Raw genomic sequence first — 16,981 nt, 5'->3', positions numbered from 1 at the left:
CAGCCCGCTACTCGGCCGCGTCGCGGATGCCCGCCGGCGTATCGGGAATGCCCGAGGGTGTGTCGGGGAAGGTGCAGATGACCGTTGTGCCCCGGTCGGCGCCGGTCTCGATCCGCACGGTGCCGCCATGCAGTTCGACGAAGCTCTTGACGATCGAAAGCCCCAGACCTGCGCCGCGCCGGCGGCCGCCATTGGTGCGCGGCTCGAAGCGGCGGAATACGGATTCCAGCACATCCGGAGGCATGCCGGGCCCGTCGTCATGGACCGCGAATTCGACGGCACTGGCGAGTCGGCGACAGGTGAGCGTGATCGTGCTCGCCTCCGGCGCGTAGTTCGCCGCGTTGCTCAACAGATTATAGAGGATCTGTCGGACGCGGATCTCGTCGCCATGGAAGCTCTTCGGCGCTTCCGCCGCCTCGATCTCGAGCTTGATCCGGTGCTCCTCCAATCGGTCGGCGACCAGTTCGGCTGCCGCGGCGATGGTCCGGTCGATGCTCATCTCGGAGATGTCGAGTTGCATGATGCCGGCATCGACCGTCGCCAAATCGAGGATGTCGTTGACGATGGTGAGCAGCACCGAGGATGACGAGCCGACATGTTCGACATATTCGCGTTGTTTCTGGGTCAACGGGCCGGTCGTAGGCAGCGACAACAGCTCGGTGAAGCCGATGATGTTGGTCAGCGGCGAGCGCAGCTCATAGGAAACATGCTGCACGAATTCGTTCTTGAGCTGGTCGGATTTCTCCAGCGCCTCGTTCCTGTCCTTCAGTGCCCGCTCGACATTGACGGTATCGGTGACGTCGACGAAGGTGATCATAACCTGCCCGTTGGGCAGGTGGATCACCGCATAGCTCAGCACGTTGCCGTTCATCAATTCGATCTGGCCGCGGCGGTCGCGGCGTTCGTCGTCAAAGCCGGTGACGGCGGCGACGAAGCCGCCCCACGGGCTGTCCGCGGCGCGCTGGTCGCAAAGGTCGCGGATGACCGAGACATGGACGTTCGGCTTGACGATGTCGGCCGTCAGCCCCCACAGCGTGACGAAGGCTGGATTCGACAGGCGCAGTTTGCCGTCCGGGCCGAACACGACCACGCCCTCGGCAAGGTTGTCCAGCGTTTCGCCCTGGACGCGCACGGCGGTCTGGTAGCGGCTTTCGAGATCCATCTTCTCGGTCAGGTTCTCGAACACCCAGGTGACGCCGCCCTTGGGTTGCGGGTTTGCCACCACGCGGATCGTCTTGCGATCCGGCAGGTGCCACCAGTGCTCCTGCGGTTCGACGGCGCGATAGGCGTCGAGCAGGTTTTCCTTCCAGCGGCGCCATTCCGGCTGTTCGGCGATCTTGCCTTCGCTGCGCAACCGGTCGAGCAGCAGTGTGTTGGAGGGCGCGCTGAGCAGGAAGCCGCTGTCGAGGTTCCACAGTTTCTGGAACGCCTGGTTGAAGAAGCGCAGCTTCTCGTCCGTGTCGAAGATCGCCACCGCCGTGTTCAATTGATCGAGCGTGTCGGCATGGCTTCGCACGGTCCGCTCATATTCGGCGCGGATCGTCTCGGTTGCGCTGGTGTCGATGGCCAGCCCGGCCGAGCCGTCGGCGCCGGCGAAATCGGTGACCGAAAACATGCGGCGGTCACCTTCGATAACGGTGGAAAGCGTCTGTTCGAAGACGGCGCGCGACTTGTGCTGTTCGGCGATCTGCTCGCGCGCCTGGCCACCAAGGAACTCCTTGGCTTCGCGCACGGCCGTCGCCGCGTTTTCCGCTTCCACCGCTTCGGCATAGGCGCTGTTGACCCATTGCAGCCGTCCGTCCGCCGCGCGCAGCCACGCCGGCATCTTGAGCGCATCGAGCAGGCCGAGCATCGTCTCGTAGTTGGCGCCGAGCCGCTGGTTCTCGATCTTCAGCCTGGCCTGGCTGCGCAGCGTCTCCGATAGCGAGATGAAGCGGACCAGCACATGCGCGGCGCTCTTGCGGCCGTGCACTTCGAGCGGCATGCCGGCCTGCGTTTCGATGACAAGGTCGAAGGCCTTCGCCTGTTCGCGCAGGGCGGCGATCGCGTGTTCCAACGCCGCCGCCGAGCGCGGCATCAACCAGCGGCCGAACGCCAGGAAAGCGGACCTGTCGTCGGGCGCGCCGCTTTCAAGCGGCAGGCTGCCGATCAGTTCCGGTTTCTTGTTGTCCGCTGTCCAGACGACGACGCGCTGGTCGCGCAGATTGAGCAGGGCTTCGGATCGCTGCAGCGCCGCGTTGACGTCGGCTATGCGGGCTCTGAGTTGCAAATTCTGCGAGGCGGTGCGCGCGCGCTCGCGGATCAGGAAGATGGCCGAGACAAGTGCCGCGCCCATGACGCCGACGAATACGGCGAGCTGCATGACCTCGACGGTGCTGACCGCCGGTCCCGCCTTCTGGGCGATGGCGGTTTCGGCATGCGCCGCGAAGGCCAGCAGCGGGCCGGTAAGCGCGGAGGTCGCAACAAGCATGCCTGTGCGAGCACCGGCGCGCCATCGAAGACCGCCGCCTCTCGCCGCGGAGCCGGCCGTGGTCGAATCCCTGTGGCCGCCGGAAACGGCCTTTCCCGCGCTTGGCGGGTAATCCCCCGGCATGTCTTGGTCCTCTTCGCCGCTTGAATGCAAGACCGCCCTGAATGCGTCCCCGGCCCTTGATGTCCCCGGGCCGCGAATCACAACAATAACGCTTGCCGGAATCGACGTGAAGAATCATTCGGCGCAAAAATAAAGCCGGGCGGAATGTCAACGCCCGGCTTCAATATGTTGTGGATATTTGTGGTTTGGTTAATAGCGGTAGTGTTCCGGCTTGTACGGACCCTGCGGCGTCACGCCAATATAGGAGGCCTGTTCGCCCGACAGCTCGGTCAACTTGGCGCCAAGCTTGTCGAGATGCAGCCGCGCCACCTTCTCGTCGAGGTGCTTGGGCAGCACATAGACCTGGTTCTGGTACTGGCCGGGCTTGGTGTAGAGCTCGATCTGCGCCAGCACCTGATTGGTGAACGAGGCCGACATGACGAAGCTCGGATGTCCCGTGGCGTTGCCGAGGTTGAGCAGGCGGCCTTCCGACAAAAGGATCATCCGCTTGCCGTCCGGGAAGGTGATCATGTCGACCTGTGGCTTGACGTTGGTCCACTTCAGATTGCGCAGCGACGCGACCTGGATCTCGTTGTCGAAGTGGCCGATGTTGCCGACGATCACCATGTCCTTCATCGAGCGCATGTGGTCGAGGGTGACGACATCCTTGTTGCCGGTGGTGGTGATGACGATGTCGGCCGTCGGTGCCGCGTCCTCCAGCGTGACGACCTCAAAACCGTCCATCGCCGCCTGCAGCGCGCAGATCGGGTCGACCTCGGTGACCTTGACGCGGGCGCCGGCGCCCTTGAGCGAAGCCGACGAGCCCTTGCCGACGTCGCCATAGCCGCAGACCACCGCGACCTTGCCGGCCATCATGGTGTCGGTACCGCGGCGGATGCCGTCGACCAGCGATTCCTTGCAGCCATACTTGTTGTCGAACTTCGACTTGGTGACGGAATCGTTGACGTTGATCGCCGGGAACGGCAGCAGGCCCTTCTTCTGCAGCTGGTAAAGCCTGTTGACGCCGGTGGTCGTCTCCTCGGTGACGCCGCGGATGGCTTCCTTCTGCCTGGTGAAGAACCCGGGCGAAGCCTTCAGGCGCTTCTTGACCTGGGCGTAGAAGTACTCTTCTTCCTCGCTCTGCGGGTTGGACAGAACGTCCTCGCCGGCTTCGGCGCGGGCGCCGATCAGAATGTACATGGTGGCGTCGCCGCCATCGTCGAGGATCATGTTGGAAAGGCCGCCATCGGCCCACTGGAAGATCTGGTCGGTGTAGTTCCAGTAGTCCTCGAGGTTCTCGCCCTTGATGGCGAATACCGGAATGCCGGCCTCGGCGATTGCCGCCGCCGCATGGTCCTGCGTCGAGAAGATGTTGCAGGACGCCCAGCGAATGTCGGCGCCCAGCGCCTTTAGCGTCTCGATCAGCACCGCCGTCTGAATGGTCATGTGCAGCGAGCCGGTGATGCGCGCGCCCTTGAGCGGCTTCTTGTCGCCGAATTCCTCGCGGCAGGCCATCAGGCCCGGCATTTCGGTTTCGGCGATCTCGATTTCCTTGCGGCCCCAGCCGGCAAGCGAGATGTCGGCGACCACATAGTCCTTGCTACCCGTCATGGCAGTGCTCCGGTGTGATTTGTCTCAAAAGCGCGCCGGCGCCGGGGTGGCGCATGGAAGGGCGCGAATTGCCGGCCTGACTAGCAGATCGGCCGCCAGACGACAATGGGATATAAAGAAATCTTTATGCGCGTATGTCTTTCTGACGCGTGTGCATTAGATTTCCTCGCCGAAGCGCGAGGCGACCAGCTGCTCCAGCGCGTCCATGGCCGGCACGGCTTCCGGACCGGTGGCCATGACACGGATCGAGTAGCCGGGGCTCGCGGCCAGCATCATCAATCCCATGATCGAGGTGCCGCCGACTTTCACGCCGTCCTTCTCGACATGGATGGTGGCGTTGAAGCCGCTGGCGACCTGGACGAATTTGGCCGAGGCGCGCGCGTGCAGGCCGCGCTGGTTGACGATCGGGAACTCCCGCACAACCTCGTCCCTCGCGGTGGCGGTCATTTGCTGCTCAGAAGCTGGCTGGCGACGTTGATGTATTTGCGGCCGGCCGCCTGCGCCTCGTCGAGCGCCGCAGCCATGTTGTCGCCCTTGCGGACCGACGACAACTTGATCAGCATCGGCAGGTTCATGCCGGCGATGACCTCGGTGCGGCCGGATTCCATCACCGATATGGCAAGGTTGGACGGCGTGCCGCCGAACATGTCGGTCAGCACGATGACGCCGGTTCCGGTGTCGACACGCGCAACCGCGTCGACGATGTCGGCCCGACGCTGCTCCATGTCGTCGTCGGCGCCGATCGCCACGGTTTCGAAATTGTCTTGCGGCCCGACGACATGCTCTACGGCATGCCGGAACTCGGTGGCGAGTTGACCGTGCGTCACGAGCACGAGTCCGATCATTCTCTGGTGGCTCCCGTCATCGCCGCTTCACAGGCGCATTTTATGTTCGCCGGCCATTCCAGGCGGCGGGAGCGCTATCTTGTCGACGCGCGGCCGGTTGACAAGCCCAAAATTGCGGCGGCTTGGGCCATTTTGACGCATCGCAGCAAAAAATCCGGACCGGATCATGAAAAAGGCGCGATGGAAAACCGCGCCATGAGCATTGGCAGGGCGGCGGTGACATTTTGCCGGGCGACATCGATGCTGGGCAGCCGGCAGCCGGCGATCGTCGCGAAAGTCTCGTCCTGCAAGCGCACCATCTGGGCGCGTTCGACAAGCCGCACGACAAGATCGACCACACCGTCCCGTTCGAACGCCAGCGGTCGCGGGCCGATGCCATGCACCTCGACGAGACCGGCGATTGCCTCGGGTGCTTGGCACACCAGTCGGCCGCCATAAGCGGCCGCAAACAGCTGGTCGTCCGCGATCAACCGGGAAAACAGCCCATGCGCCCAGCAATGATCGATCAGCGCCAGCGCCAAGGTCGTCTTACCCGAACCCGACGGTCCGGTGATCAGCACGCCCCGATCGCCGATCAGAAGCGCCGTGCCATGGAGATTCAGGAGCTTTGCGGCCGAATCTGGCATTTGTAATGGATCAGCCCTCGGCCGGCAGCGTCACCACGAAACGCGCGCCTTTGATTTCGCCGGGCTTGGTGCCGGGGATGTTCTCGGCCGTCAGCGTGCCGCCATGCGCCTCGACGATCTGGCGGCTGATCGACAGGCCAAGGCCCGAATTCTGGCCGAACGCCTCGCCGGCGGGCCGGTCGGTATAGAAGCGCTCGAAGATGCGGTCGATCTTCTCGGCCCGGATGCCCGGACCGTTGTCGTCGACGGTGATGATGTTGAACTTGCCCGCGCGGGCCAGCGAGATCGCGATGTGGCCATGGTCATCGGGCACGAAGGAACGCGCATTTTCGATCAGGTTGGTGATGACCTGCCCAATTCTGAGATCATGGCCGACAACGAAAAAGCCTTTGGTGCTTGCCGGAAGCTTGGCCACCTTGAGCTCGATCTCCACGGCCTTCTTGTTGCGCGTGGCCTCGCCCGACACGGCGACGAGGTCGGTGACGAACTTCTTCAGGTCGACGGTGGCCGCATCGTCCCGCGCCAGCTCGGCATCGAGCCTGGAGGCGTCGGAGATGTCGGTGATCAGCCGGTCGAGCCGCCTTACATCATGCTGGATGATTTCCATCAGACGCGCGCGAGACGTGTCATTTTTCGCCAAAGGCAGCGTCTCCACCGCGCTGCGCAGCGAGGTCAGCGGGTTCTTCAATTCGTGCGAGACGTCGGCCGCGAAGCTTTCGATCGCCTCGATTCGCGCGTACAGCGCATTCGTCATGTCGCGCACGGCGATGGACAAATTGCCGATCTCGTCCTGGCGGTCGGAAAAGTCCGGAATCTCCTCGCGGCTCTTGACACCGCGCCGCACCCGGACGGCGGCGGCGGAAAGCCGCCGCAGCGGATTGGCGATGGTCGACGCCAGAAGCATCGACAGAATGGCGGTGACCAAAGCCGCGACACCGAACACGCGCAGGATCGCCTTGCGCTCGGCCGCGACGATCTTGTCGATGTCGCCGCCCTCGGTGGACAGCATCAAGACGCCGAGCACGGCGCGGAAACGCTGGATCGGCACCGCGACGGAGACGATCTGCTCGCCTTGTTCGCTGACCCGCACGATGGTCGACGGGCTGCCGGTCAGCGCCTTGACCACTTCCGGAAAGGCCGCGCCATTGCCGCCGGGCTGCTCGTGATAGACGGGCAGGTCCTTATTGCGGAAGAAGTCGAAGATGAATTTCTCGACCCGCTCCACGAGGTCCGGCTGCTCGTCCTCGACCGGCGGCAGGTCGTAACGCAGGATCTGGCCACGCGAATACAGATGGCGCGAATCAAGCAACAGGTTCGCGTCGCGGTCATAGATGCGGGCACGCGTGCGGGTCGGCGAGATCAGCCTTCTCAGCACCGGCGCGACGCGTTCCGGATTGATCGGGAAGTCGAGATTGTCGAGCTGGTCGGAGCCCGGTCCAAGGCTTTCGCCGGCCTGCAGCTCGAGCAGCTTTTCGGGATCGATGCTGATCGAATCGGTCTCGACCGTCGCCGAGGCGGCGATCGCACCGGCAATGATCTCGCCCTGCGTCATCAGGCTTTCGACGCGGGCGTCGATCAGCCCGTCGCGAAACGTGTTGAGATAAAGGATGCCGGTGACCAGCACGGCGAGGCCAGCCATGTTGAGGAACAGGATGCGCCGGGTCAGGCTGGAGAAGATGTGATGGCCGAGAAACCGGCGCATCGGCACCGTGATCCTCGACACGAAGGCGGGCACCATCCGCGACTGGCGTCTTGCCGCGCCCGCCCGCCTGCCTCGCTCTACTTCCACTGCCATCGACTAGCAGCTCCGTTCCTATGCATGTCGCCGCTCCTATGCACTGGTGAAGCGGCTTATATCAACTCATGCTTCGCGGAACCGGTAGCCGACTCCGTAAAGGGTTTCGATCATCTCGAAGTCGTCGTCGACGGCCTTGAACTTCTTGCGCAGCCGCTTGATGTGGCTGTCGATGGTGCGGTCGTCGACATAGACCTGCTCATCATAGGCCGAATCCATCAGCGCATCACGGCTTTTTACCACGCCGGGGCGCTGCGCAAGCGAATGCAGGATGAGGAACTCCGTCACCGTCAGCGTCACCGGCTCGCCCTTCCAGGTGCAGGTGTGACGCTCCTGGTCCATCACCAGCTGGCCGCGTTCCAGTGAGCGGGCCTGCTGGCTGGGGGCCTTGGCCGCCGCCTCGCGGGCGCTGGTGCGGCGCAGCACGGCACGCACCCGTTCGACCAGCAAACGCTGCGAGAACGGTTTGCGGATGAAATCGTCGGCGCCCATCTTGAGGCCGAACAACTCGTCGATCTCATCGTCCTTGGAGGTCAGGAAGATGACCGGCAGGTCGGACTTCTGGCGCATCCGGCGCAACAGCTCCATGCCGTCCATGCGCGGCATCTTGATGTCGAGGATGGCGAGATTCGGCGGCCGCGCCGCGAGGCCTTCGAGCGCCGAGGCACCATCCGTGTAGGTTTCGACGCGGTAGCCCTCGGATTCGAGCGCGATCGACACCGAAGTCAGAATATTGCGGTCGTCGTCGACAAGCGCGATTGTTGCCATTTCAAGCGGCTCCCTCATGAGCTGTCCCTTCTGTCGTCGAGAAGGGGCTTTTGCAGGACAAATTGGGTACAAAATGTGGCACGGGCCCCATCCGAAGTCACGGACCGCCTGCCGCTACACACCATCTCACCCGACTCGGGGTTGGACGAACCAACCCTGCCAATCCTTTGGGCAACCTCTGTGATTTTTTGCACATATAAACGATTTAAACAACTTTCAAATTTTTTAAATCGATTAAAGATTTGATATCATTTGGCTTTTCTGGTTCTGAACCGGACAGCCCCGCCGTGGGCGCCGGGAAATCCCGGTCGAGATGCGGCCAAATCCAGAGAGGAAATTTGATGTCGGAAGCCGGCAAACGCAACCCCGACTGCGCAATTGACGCGATCGGCCTGAAGACCACGGGCACGGTTCGCTACAATTTCGGCGCCGCCGAACTCTATGAGGAAGCGATCCGGCGCGGCGAAGCAAGGCTGACGGCGCATGGTGCGCTGGTCGCCGAAACCGGCCAGCACACCGGCCGTTCGCCGAAGGACAAGTTCGTCGTCCGCGACGAAGGCACCGAACGCCACGTCTGGTGGGATAACAACAAGGCGATCTCGCCGGCCCAGTTCGAGGCGCTGCTGGCGGACTTCAAGGCTCATGCGACCGATAAGGACCTCTACGTGCAGGACCTCGTCGGCGGCGCCGACGCCGATCTCCGGCTGCCGACGCGCGTCGTCACCGAATTCGCCTGGCATTCGCTGTTCATCCGCAACCTTTTGATCCGCCCGCAAGCCGCCGAGCTCGAGCATTTCGTGGCGGAAATGACGATCATCGACCTGCCGTCCTTCCGCGCCGATCCAGCCCGCCACGGCACCCGCACCGAAACGGTGATCGCCGTCGACCTGACCCGCAAAATAGTGCTGATCGGCGGCACGTCCTATGCCGGCGAAATGAAGAAGTCGGTGTTCACGATGCTGAACTACCTGTTGCCGGCAAAGGCTGTGATGCCGATGCATTGCTCCGCCAATGAAGGGCCGGATGGCGACGCCGCGGTCTTCTTCGGCCTGTCCGGCACCGGCAAGACGACGCTGTCCGCCGACCCGTCGCGCACACTGATCGGCGACGACGAGCATGGCTGGGGTCCGCACGGCATCTTCAACTTCGAAGGCGGCTGCTACGCCAAGACGATCCGGCTGTCGGCTGAAGCCGAGCCGGAAATCTTCGCCACCACGCAGCGCTTCGGCACGGTGCTGGAAAATGTCGTGCTCGATGCCGGCCGCTCCCCGGATTTCAACGACGGCAGCCTGACCGAAAACACGCGCTGCGCCTATCCGCTCGACTTCATCCCCAACGCCTCGAGGACCGGCCGCGCCGGCCATCCGAAGAATATCATCATGCTGACGGCCGACGCCTTCGGCGTGATGCCGCCGATCGCCAGGCTGACGCCGGCACAGGCCATGTACCACTTCCTCTCCGGCTACACGGCAAAGGTCGCCGGCACGGAAAAGGGTGTGACCGAGCCCGAGGCGACTTTCTCGACCTGCTTCGGCGCGCCCTTCATGCCGCGCCACCCTTCAGAATACGGCAATCTGCTGCGCCAGCTGATTGCCGAGCACAAGGTCGACTGCTGGCTGGTCAACACCGGCTGGACCGGAGGCGCCTATGGCACCGGACGCCGCATGCCGATCAAGGTGACGCGCGCTTTGCTGAGTGCGGCGATCGACGGCTCGCTGAACAGCGCCGAATTCCGCACCGATGCCAATTTCGGCTTCGAAGTGCCGGTTGCCGTTCCGGGTGTCGAAAGCGCCATTCTCGATCCGCGCTCGACCTGGGCCGACAAGGCCGGCTATGACCGCCAGGCCGCGAAACTGGTCAGCATGTTCGCCACCAATTTCGAGAAGTTCGAGGCGCATGTCGACGCGGCCATCATGGGCGCCGCGCCGCGCCTGCAGGAAGCGGCCGAATAACGGCCGCTGCCAAAGCTTCTTCCTCCAGAGGCCCGGCTCGCGCTGGGCCTTTTCTTTTTGCCACGGTCGCGTCATGAGTGCTGAATGCTCAGCGACGACGACATCATCATATCAGGCGAAGCCATTATCCGCCCCGGCGATCTGCACGAGGATTTCATCCGCTCGTCAGGCCCTGGCGGCCAGAACGTCAACAAGGTCGCGACAGCGGTGCAACTGCGCTTCGACGCGGCAAACGCTGACGGCCTGTCCGAACGCGTTCGGGCGCGCGCCCTGAAGCTTGCCGGCCAGCGCGCCACCAAGGACGGCGTCATCGTCATCGAGGCCGGCCGCTTCCGCACCCAGGAGCAGAACCGTGCCGATGCGCGGGCGCGGCTGACCGCCTTGGTCGCCAAGGCGGCCGAACCGCCGCCACCGCCGCGCAAGAAAACCAGGCCGTCCAAGGGCGCCGTGGAGCGTCGCCTCAAGACCAAGGCCGGACGCTCGACCGTGAAGAAGCTGCGCGGCCGGGTCGACAACGACTGAAAAGCAGTCTGCAAAACAGTTTTCGCGCATAGTCATACAAAAACAAAGTGTTAGAACTGTCCAGAGAGACTACCGAAGCGCTCTGCCTGTCCAGCCATCGGCGAAGCACCGTCGATGGCTTCCAATTCAGGGTTGCAGGTGGCAAGCTCGGCCTCCCTGCAACAGCGAGGAGACCAGCAATGGGTATGTTCGATTTCGTCAAGGGCGTCGGCAAGAAGCTCGGCATCGGCGGCGATGATGCGCCGCCAACCGCCGATACGCTGAAGAAGGAGCTCGATTCGCACAAGCTGGGGACCGATGGCGTCGACGTCGTCGTTCAGGGCGACACCGCAGTGCTGAAGGGCACCGTCAAGGATCAATCGATCTTCGAGAAAGCGGTGATTGCCGTCGGCAACACGCTCGGCGTCTCTAAGGTCCAGGCCGACGAACTGCAAGTCGCGCCCCAGGCCGGTCAGGCGGCCGCGCCGGCCAAGGAGCCGACATTCTACACGGTGCAAAAGGGCGACAATCTCTGGAAGATCGCCGAAAAGAGCTATGGCAAGGGCCAGGGCGCCAAGAACAATGTCATCTTCGAGGCCAACCGGCCGATGCTGACGCATCCCGACAAGATCTATCCAGGCCAGGTCCTGCGCATTCCTGCCCTCACCTGAACCGGCGCCAACCGGCAATTGGCTTGCAAGTACAGGAGCGGCGGCTTTCGGGTCGCCGTTTTCTTTTGGCGATGGCATGCTTGTGCCTCACTGACCCGAAAGAGAGATCGATGCTCGTTCTGCCCAAAGGCGTTCGCCACATGCCGGGCTATATTGCGCGCCCCGCTCAGGAAGCGCTGGTCGAGGAGATCAGGCGCGTTGTGCAGGTGGCGCCGCTCTATGTGCCTGCCATGCCACGCACCGGCAAGGAAATGAGCGTGCGCATGACCAATTGCGGTACGCTTGGCTGGGTGACCGACAAGGAGCACGGCTACCGCTATCAGCCTACGCATCCGGTGACGGGCGAGCCCTGGCCTCCGATCCCGCAAGCCTTGCTGGAACTGTGGCAGGCCGTCTCGGCTTATCCGCATCCGCCCGAGGCCTGCCTCGTCAACTTCTATGCGGCGGACGCCAAAATGGGCCTGCACCAGGATCGCGACGAAAAGGATTTCGCCGCCCCTGTCGTGTCGGTGTCGCTGGGCGACGACTGTCTGTTTCGTGTCGGCCAGAACACCCGCGACGGCGGCACAAAATCGTTCAGGCTGAAAAGCGGCGACGTCGTCGTGCTTGGCGGCGAGGGGCGCCTGAGTTTCCACGGCGTCGACCGCATCTATCCCGCGACGTCGGCGCTCCTGAAGAATGGCGGGCGCATCAATCTGACGCTGCGGCGGGTAACAGTGCCGCAGCCATCCTGAAGTCCTTGACGGTCGCTCGTCAAAGTTTCCGCAGCGCCACTTCCTCGACCAGATGGTTGGCGCCCTTGCGCAGGATGAGGTCCGCGCGCGCCCTGGTCGGCAGGATGTTCTCGCGCAGGTTCTTCAAATTGATGTTGGCCCAAAGGCCCTCGGCGATGGCCCGCGCGGCATCTTCCGAAAGCTGCGAATAGCGGTGGAAGAAGGAGTCCGGATTGCGGAAGGCGGTCTCGCGCAACCGCATGAAGCGGGCGATGTACCAATGGTGGATCAGCTTCTCGTCGGCATCGATGTAGATGGCGAAGTCGAAGAAGTCCGACAGGAACGGCACGATCTTGCCGTCCCTCGGCAGCTTGCCCGGCTGCAGCACGTTGATGCCCTCGAAGATCAGGATGTCGGGGCGGTCGATGGTGACGAACTCGCCGGGAATGACGTCGTAGGTCAGGTGTGAATAGACCGGCGCCGTGACGCTGCTTTGCGCCGACTTCATGCCGGACAGGAACCGCAGCAGCGCGCCGACGTCGTAGCTTTCGGGAAAGCCCTTGCGCTCCATCAGGTTTTCGCGGCGCAGAATCTCGTTCGGCAACAGGAAACCGTCGGTGGTGATGAGATCGACTTTCGGGCTCGACGGCCATCGGGCCAGAAGCTCTTTCAGCACGCGCGCCGTGGTCGACTTGCCGACCGCAACCGAACCGGCAATGCCGATGATGAAGGGTGTCTTGACCACATCCTGCGCGTTGAAAAACGCCTGCCGCTGCCGAAACAGCAGCTGGCTTGCCTCGACATGGGCCGAAAGCAGCCGCGACAGCGACAGATAGATGCGCTTGACCTCTTGGAGGTCGACCGGGTCGTTGAGCGAGCGCAGCCGGTTGATCTCGTCTTCGCTCAGCGTCAGCGGCGTATCGGCGCGGAAGTTCGACCATTGCTCGGCCGAGAAGAAACGATAAGGGGAATATTTCTCGGTCGGAGCAAGCTGATCCATAGCTTTACCTGCCCTCCTGCCGATCAGCCTTTGGACCGGGATGCCTTTTCGGCGATGCCCGAACGGCCGGTGCGGCTCTCGAGTTCCTTCAGCACGTCCTCCAGCGGAATGCCCGCGATGCCGAGGACGACCAGCCAATGATATAGAAGATCGGCACTTTCCGAAACGACGGCTTTGTTGTCGCCTTTGACGGCGGCAATGACGGTCTCGACCGCCTCTTCGCCGAGCTTCTGCGCCGCCTTGTCCATGCCCTTGGCGAACAGCTTCGCCGTCCACGAATCAGGGTCGCCGGAATGGGCGCGCTGATCGATGATCTGTTCCAGTTCGGCGAGCGAAAAGTCTGTCATAACAGTTATCTATCTGCTTGTTTAAGCATGATCTTTTCCGAAAACCGGTTCCCACTTTTCGGGATCATGCTTTAAGCCCCATGCACGGCCGAGTCCAGCCGCATCGGCAAGCCAGCTTTGGCCATATGCGCCTTGGCCTGCGCGATCGTGTAGGTGCCGAAATGGAAGATCGACGCCGCGAGCACGGCGCCCGCATGGCCGTCGCGAATGCCTTCGACCATGTGATCAAGCGTGCCGACGCCGCCCGAAGCGATCACCGGCACGCGCACCGCATCGGCGATCGCGCGGGTGAGCGCGATGTCGTAGCCGGCCTTGGTGCCGTCGCGATCCATCGACGTCAAAAGAATTTCGCCGGCGCCGCGATCGACCATGCGCCGGGCGAAGTCGACGGCGTCGATGCCGGTCTTCTCGCGCCCGCCATGGGTGAAAATCTCCCAGCGGTCGGCCTCGCCCTGCGTCGATACCTTCTTGGCGTCGATCGCCACCACGATGCATTGGTTGCCGAATTTGTCGGCGGCCTCGGCGACGAAGTCAGGGTTCTTTACCGCGGCCGTGTTGATCGACACCTTGTCGGCCCCGGCCAGAAGCAGCTTGCGGATGTCTGCGACCTGGCGCACGCCGCCGCCGACGGTGAGCGGCATGAAACATTGCTCGGCGGTGCGGGCAACGACATCGAAGATCGTCTCGCGATTGTCGGACGAAGCGGTGATGTCGAGGAAGCAGAGCTCGTCGGCGCCGGCCGCGTCATAGGCCTTGGCTGCCTCGACCGGGTCGCCGGCATCGATGAGATCGACGAAGTTGACGCCCTTGACCACGCGGCCGTTCTTGACGTCGAGGCAGGGGATGACGCGGGCCTTCAGCATCACTTGCCTTCTAGGGTCGAAAGCAGGTCGACCACCAACTCGCCGACCAGCGGCGGCACGTCGCCTTTGGGGTCGAAGGCCGGATCGTAAGCGGAGATCGTCAGGCCGGCGATCGAGAGGGGCCCGGCGAGGCCGCACATCGCCATGCGCACCTGCTCGGGCGCCGGTCCGCCCGGCGTGGTGTAGCGGTTGGCCTGCAATTTCTCGGGGTCGTGAACGTCGAGATCGACATGCATGTGCACGCGCCTGGCGCCGTCGGCTTTCAGCCTTTGCACCGCGCTCTTCCAATCCGGACACTCGGTCCGGATGACCGGCAATTTCTCCAGCAGCTCCTTTTCGGCCGTGTCCAGGTCGCGTGCGTTGACGAGCGCGCAACGCGTGGCATCGATGGCCTTGAAGCCGGGGATACGCGCCGCAATGGACCGCCAGCAGAGGCCAAGCACGGTCGCCAGCGCCATGCCGTCGAGAAAGCCCGTGGTGGTGGTCTCTGGGGTGTTGAGATCGCCATGCTGGTCGGCCCAGATGATGGCATCGGCGCCTTCGCCGGCCACCGCGCCGGCGGCGGTCAGGCAATTGCCGGCCAGAACGATCGGAAACCGCTTCTTGTCCAGTGCGATGCGGACCTCGCCCGATACGGCGTTGCAGACCGCAAAGCCGGTGCCGATCTCGCGTTCCTGCTCGTCCTCGACCACCTTGCCGATGTCATGCACCTCGACATCGTGGCCGGCGAGCTTCAGCGCCTCGGCCAGCCCGCCGGAGATCAGCGCGTCGGGACCCTGGCCGCAACCGCCATGAAAATGGCCGCTGTCATAGGAGGCCAGGATGATCGAGATATTCACGGTCTTGCCTCCGCCGTTTCGCCGCGCAGGATCGCCAATGCCTCGGCCGGGTCGATGCGCCCGTCATAAAGCGCCCTGCCGGAGATGGCGCCCTCGAGTTTTTTGGCATCGGGCATGGTCATGCGCACGATATCGGCGATCGACGCGAGCCCGCCGGACGCAATCACCGGGATCGACACCGCCTCGGCGAGGTCGATCGTCGAGTCCCAGTTGATGCCGGTCAGCACCCCGTCACGGTCGATGTCGGTGTAGATGATGGCCGCCACGCCGGCGCCCTCGAACTTCTTCGCCAATTCGACGACGCCGAGCTCCGAGGCCTCCGCCCAGCCTTCGACCGCGACCTTGCCGCCCTTGGCGTCGATGCCGACGGCGACCTTGCCTGGGAAAGCCTTGCAGGCTTGCTTCACCAACTCAGGCTCGCGCACCGCGACCGTGCCCAGAATGACGCGCGCCAGGCCGCGATCCAGCCAGTCCTCGATCTGCTCAAGCGTGCGGATGCCGCCGCCGAGCTGCACCGGGTTCTTCGTTGCCTTGAGGATGGCGCCAACGGCCGCGGAGTTGACGCTCTGGCCCTTGAAGGCCCCGTTGAGGTCGACGACGTGCAGCCACTTGAAGCCCTGGTCCTCGAAGGCTTTCGCCTGCGCCGCCGGGTCATCGTTGTAGATGGTGGCGGTGGCCATGTCGCCATGCTTCAGGCGCACGCATTTGCCGTCTTTGAGATCTATTGCCGGAAACAGGATCACGGTCAGGGCCTCCAGCGCAGGAAGTTGGTGATCAGCGCCAGGCCGAGCGTCTGGCTTTTTTCCGGATGGAACTGCGTGCCGGCAAGGTTGTCGCGGGCAACGGCCGCTGTCACCGGGCCGCCATAGTCGGTTGTCGCCAGCACTTGCGCGGGGTTTTTCGCGTCCAGATGATAGGAATGGACGAAATAGGCATGCAGCCCCTTCGGGCCGGTCTCGATGCCGGAAAACAGCGGATGTTTTCGCGCAAGCTCGACCGTGTTCCAGCCGATCTGCGGGATCTTCAACGCCGGATCGGAGGGCTGGATCTCCTTGACGTCCCCGGCGATCCAGCCGAGCCCGTTGGTAACGGTCTTTTCCAGCCCGCGCTCGGACATCAATTGCATGCCGACGCAAATGCCGAGGAAGGGCCGGCCCTTGGCAAGCGCGACCTCCTCGACCGCTTCCCACATGCCGGCAACGGCGTGCAGGCCGGCCGCGCAATCGGCATAGGCGCCGACGCCGGGCAGCACGACACGGTCGGCGCCGCGCACCCGTTCCGCGTCGGCCGTCAGCTCGATCGTTGCGGCAATGCCGGCCTCGTGCGCGGCGCGCTCGAAGGCCTTGGTGGCCGAGCGCAGATTGCCCGAGCCGTAGTCGATGATCGCTACCCGCATCTTAAGGGCGTCCCGGCGTGTGGGTCAGGCCCAGGGCCATGCCGGTCTGGGCGGTGCGCGCCAGCGCCGCGTCGGGCACGATGCGTGGCAGCGGCGCGGGTTCGTCGCCGTCTTCGTCGACCTCGAACGCATGGCGCGTCTCGGCATCGCCGAAACTATCGGCCTCGACCACGCCCCATTGGCGCCAGCCGCGGCGGCGCAGCGCTGAAATCCGCAGCCCCTGGCCTTCGAAGCCGACATAGAGCGAGACGAGCAGCGACAACATCGACCCCGCCCATTCCAGCCCCAGTTTCCGGCCGAGCACCGACAGGATCGCCATTGTGATGAAAGTGAGCCCGGCCTCGATCCACAGACGGTTCCAGGCAAGCCAAAGCGGCGCGACCAGGAGACCGAGCCAGGTGAAGCCGTCGCGCACGAAGGCTGTCTCCTCGGTCTTGCCGCTGCCGGCCGGCGGCTCCATCACGACATAGATGGCCATAGGG

General features: G+C 63.7%; 18 protein-coding genes. 4 read left to right on the top strand and 14 right to left on the bottom strand.

The genetic code is table 11. The features are described from left to right. Positions 1-7: 7 nt before the first annotated feature. The 7 genes from AB6802_RS03470 to AB6802_RS03440 form a co-directional block, all read right to left on the bottom strand. Positions 8-2,593, bottom strand: a complete 2,586-nt coding sequence (locus AB6802_RS03470; protein ID WP_371008606.1) for an ATP-binding protein — start codon at positions 2,591-2,593, stop codon at positions 8-10. A 189-nt stretch (positions 2,594-2,782) separates the two neighbouring features. Further along, positions 2,783-4,183: an adenosylhomocysteinase gene (ahcY, locus tag AB6802_RS03465; RefSeq protein ID WP_371008605.1), complete on the bottom strand. Its 1,401-nt coding sequence runs from the start codon at positions 4,181-4,183 to the stop codon at positions 2,783-2,785. Between the two features lie 156 nt (positions 4,184-4,339). Continuing rightward, positions 4,340-4,630: an HPr family phosphocarrier protein gene (locus tag AB6802_RS03460; RefSeq protein ID WP_371008603.1), complete on the bottom strand. Its 291-nt coding sequence runs from the start codon at positions 4,628-4,630 to the stop codon at positions 4,340-4,342. Then, on the bottom strand, positions 4,627-5,028 hold the full coding sequence (locus tag AB6802_RS03455; RefSeq protein ID WP_371008602.1) for a PTS sugar transporter subunit IIA: 402 nt from the start codon (positions 5,026-5,028) through the stop codon (positions 4,627-4,629). The genes AB6802_RS03460 and AB6802_RS03455 overlap by 4 nt, the downstream gene beginning before the upstream one ends. A gap of 164 nt (positions 5,029-5,192) precedes the next feature. After that, positions 5,193-5,654, bottom strand: coding sequence for an HPr kinase/phosphorylase (locus tag AB6802_RS03450; RefSeq protein WP_371008601.1), 462 nt, complete (start codon positions 5,652-5,654; stop codon positions 5,193-5,195). 10 nt (positions 5,655-5,664) lie between these two features. Next, on the bottom strand, positions 5,665-7,449 hold the full coding sequence (locus tag AB6802_RS03445; protein WP_371008599.1) for a stimulus-sensing domain-containing protein: 1,785 nt from the start codon (positions 7,447-7,449) through the stop codon (positions 5,665-5,667). Positions 7,450-7,515: 66 nt separating this feature from the next. Continuing rightward, positions 7,516-8,217, bottom strand: a complete 702-nt coding sequence (locus AB6802_RS03440; protein WP_006201274.1) for a response regulator transcription factor — start codon at positions 8,215-8,217, stop codon at positions 7,516-7,518. A 341-nt stretch (positions 8,218-8,558) separates the two neighbouring features. Between AB6802_RS03440 and AB6802_RS03435 the strand changes: the two genes are divergently transcribed. From AB6802_RS03435 to AB6802_RS03420, 4 genes are all read left to right on the top strand, one after another. Continuing rightward, on the top strand, positions 8,559-10,169 hold the full coding sequence (locus tag AB6802_RS03435; RefSeq protein ID WP_371008598.1) for a phosphoenolpyruvate carboxykinase: 1,611 nt from the start codon (positions 8,559-8,561) through the stop codon (positions 10,167-10,169). Positions 10,170-10,253: 84 nt separating this feature from the next. After that, positions 10,254-10,691 carry an alternative ribosome rescue aminoacyl-tRNA hydrolase ArfB gene (gene arfB, locus AB6802_RS03430; RefSeq protein ID WP_371008597.1) on the top strand — a complete coding sequence of 146 codons (438 nt, stop codon included), beginning with the start codon at positions 10,254-10,256 and terminating at the stop codon, positions 10,689-10,691. A 179-nt stretch (positions 10,692-10,870) separates the two neighbouring features. Continuing rightward, on the top strand, positions 10,871-11,341 hold the full coding sequence (gene lysM, locus AB6802_RS03425; protein WP_371008596.1) for a peptidoglycan-binding protein LysM: 471 nt from the start codon (positions 10,871-10,873) through the stop codon (positions 11,339-11,341). Between the two features lie 110 nt (positions 11,342-11,451). Continuing rightward, positions 11,452-12,075: an alpha-ketoglutarate-dependent dioxygenase AlkB gene (locus tag AB6802_RS03420; RefSeq protein ID WP_371008595.1), complete on the top strand. Its 624-nt coding sequence runs from the start codon at positions 11,452-11,454 to the stop codon at positions 12,073-12,075. A gap of 19 nt (positions 12,076-12,094) precedes the next feature. Here the strand turns inward: AB6802_RS03420 and coaA are convergent, their stop codons facing one another. The 7 genes from coaA to AB6802_RS03385 form a co-directional block, all read right to left on the bottom strand. Next, complete coding sequence (gene coaA / locus AB6802_RS03415) at positions 12,095-13,054, bottom strand: type I pantothenate kinase (RefSeq protein WP_371008594.1); 960 nt, start codon at positions 13,052-13,054, stop codon at positions 12,095-12,097. A gap of 23 nt (positions 13,055-13,077) precedes the next feature. Continuing rightward, positions 13,078-13,401, bottom strand: coding sequence for a phosphoribosyl-ATP diphosphatase (locus tag AB6802_RS03410; RefSeq protein WP_371008593.1), 324 nt, complete (start codon positions 13,399-13,401; stop codon positions 13,078-13,080). 71 nt (positions 13,402-13,472) lie between these two features. Then, the gene (hisF, locus tag AB6802_RS03405; RefSeq protein WP_371008592.1) at positions 13,473-14,267 is read right to left on the bottom strand and encodes an imidazole glycerol phosphate synthase subunit HisF; all 795 of its coding nucleotides are present in this window, start codon (positions 14,265-14,267) and stop codon (positions 13,473-13,475) included. After that, complete coding sequence (locus tag AB6802_RS03400) at positions 14,264-15,103, bottom strand: arginase family protein (RefSeq protein ID WP_371008591.1); 840 nt, start codon at positions 15,101-15,103, stop codon at positions 14,264-14,266. The genes hisF and AB6802_RS03400 overlap by 4 nt, the downstream gene beginning before the upstream one ends. Beyond that, a complete protein-coding gene (gene hisA, locus AB6802_RS03395) occupies positions 15,100-15,846 on the bottom strand; it encodes a 1-(5-phosphoribosyl)-5-[(5-phosphoribosylamino)methylideneamino]imidazole-4-carboxamide isomerase (protein WP_371008590.1) in 747 nt (248 codons plus the stop codon). Before hisA ends, AB6802_RS03400 begins: the two co-directional genes overlap by 4 nt. Before the next feature lie 2 nt (positions 15,847-15,848). Next, entirely contained in the window at positions 15,849-16,499 is a 651-nt protein-coding gene (hisH, locus tag AB6802_RS03390; protein ID WP_371008589.1) for an imidazole glycerol phosphate synthase subunit HisH, read from the bottom strand. A 1-nt stretch (position 16,500) separates the two neighbouring features. After that, positions 16,501-16,977, bottom strand: a complete 477-nt coding sequence (locus AB6802_RS03385; protein WP_371008588.1) for a DUF2628 domain-containing protein — start codon at positions 16,975-16,977, stop codon at positions 16,501-16,503. Positions 16,978-16,981 lie beyond the last annotated feature (4 nt).

Origin of the sequence: Mesorhizobium sp. RCC_202 (assembly GCF_041355295.1) — a bacterium.
Classification (GTDB): domain Bacteria; phylum Pseudomonadota; class Alphaproteobacteria; order Rhizobiales; family Rhizobiaceae; genus Mesorhizobium.
Note: the sequence above shows the minus strand (reverse complement) of the source record. Positions and strands in the feature narration are given on the sequence as shown.

Excerpts from the sequence above, each read along its gene's own strand:
- AB6802_RS03440 (WP_006201274.1), bottom strand. The coding sequence starts at position 8,217 with ATGGCAACAATCGCGCTTGTCGACGACGACCGCAATATTCTGACTTCG.
- ahcY (WP_371008605.1), bottom strand. The coding sequence starts at position 4,183 with ATGACGGGTAGCAAGGACTATGTGGTCGCCGACATCTCGCTTGCCGGC.
- AB6802_RS03385 (WP_371008588.1), bottom strand. The coding sequence starts at position 16,977 with ATGGCCATCTATGTCGTGATGGAGCCGCCGGCCGGCAGCGGCAAGACC.
- AB6802_RS03435 (WP_371008598.1), top strand. The coding sequence starts at position 8,559 with ATGTCGGAAGCCGGCAAACGCAACCCCGACTGCGCAATTGACGCGATC.
- AB6802_RS03410 (WP_371008593.1), bottom strand. The coding sequence starts at position 13,401 with ATGACAGACTTTTCGCTCGCCGAACTGGAACAGATCATCGATCAGCGC.
- AB6802_RS03450 (WP_371008601.1), bottom strand. The coding sequence starts at position 5,654 with ATGCCAGATTCGGCCGCAAAGCTCCTGAATCTCCATGGCACGGCGCTT.
- hisH (WP_371008589.1), bottom strand. The coding sequence starts at position 16,499 with ATGCGGGTAGCGATCATCGACTACGGCTCGGGCAATCTGCGCTCGGCC.
- AB6802_RS03445 (WP_371008599.1), bottom strand. The coding sequence starts at position 7,449 with ATGGCAGTGGAAGTAGAGCGAGGCAGGCGGGCGGGCGCGGCAAGACGC.
- lysM (WP_371008596.1), top strand. The coding sequence starts at position 10,871 with ATGGGTATGTTCGATTTCGTCAAGGGCGTCGGCAAGAAGCTCGGCATC.
- coaA (WP_371008594.1), bottom strand. The coding sequence starts at position 13,054 with ATGGATCAGCTTGCTCCGACCGAGAAATATTCCCCTTATCGTTTCTTC.
- AB6802_RS03460 (WP_371008603.1), bottom strand. The coding sequence starts at position 4,630 with ATGACCGCCACCGCGAGGGACGAGGTTGTGCGGGAGTTCCCGATCGTC.
- AB6802_RS03455 (WP_371008602.1), bottom strand. The coding sequence starts at position 5,028 with ATGATCGGACTCGTGCTCGTGACGCACGGTCAACTCGCCACCGAGTTC.
- AB6802_RS03420 (WP_371008595.1), top strand. The coding sequence starts at position 11,452 with ATGCTCGTTCTGCCCAAAGGCGTTCGCCACATGCCGGGCTATATTGCG.
- AB6802_RS03470 (WP_371008606.1), bottom strand. The coding sequence starts at position 2,593 with ATGCCGGGGGATTACCCGCCAAGCGCGGGAAAGGCCGTTTCCGGCGGC.
- arfB (WP_371008597.1), top strand. The coding sequence starts at position 10,254 with ATGCTCAGCGACGACGACATCATCATATCAGGCGAAGCCATTATCCGC.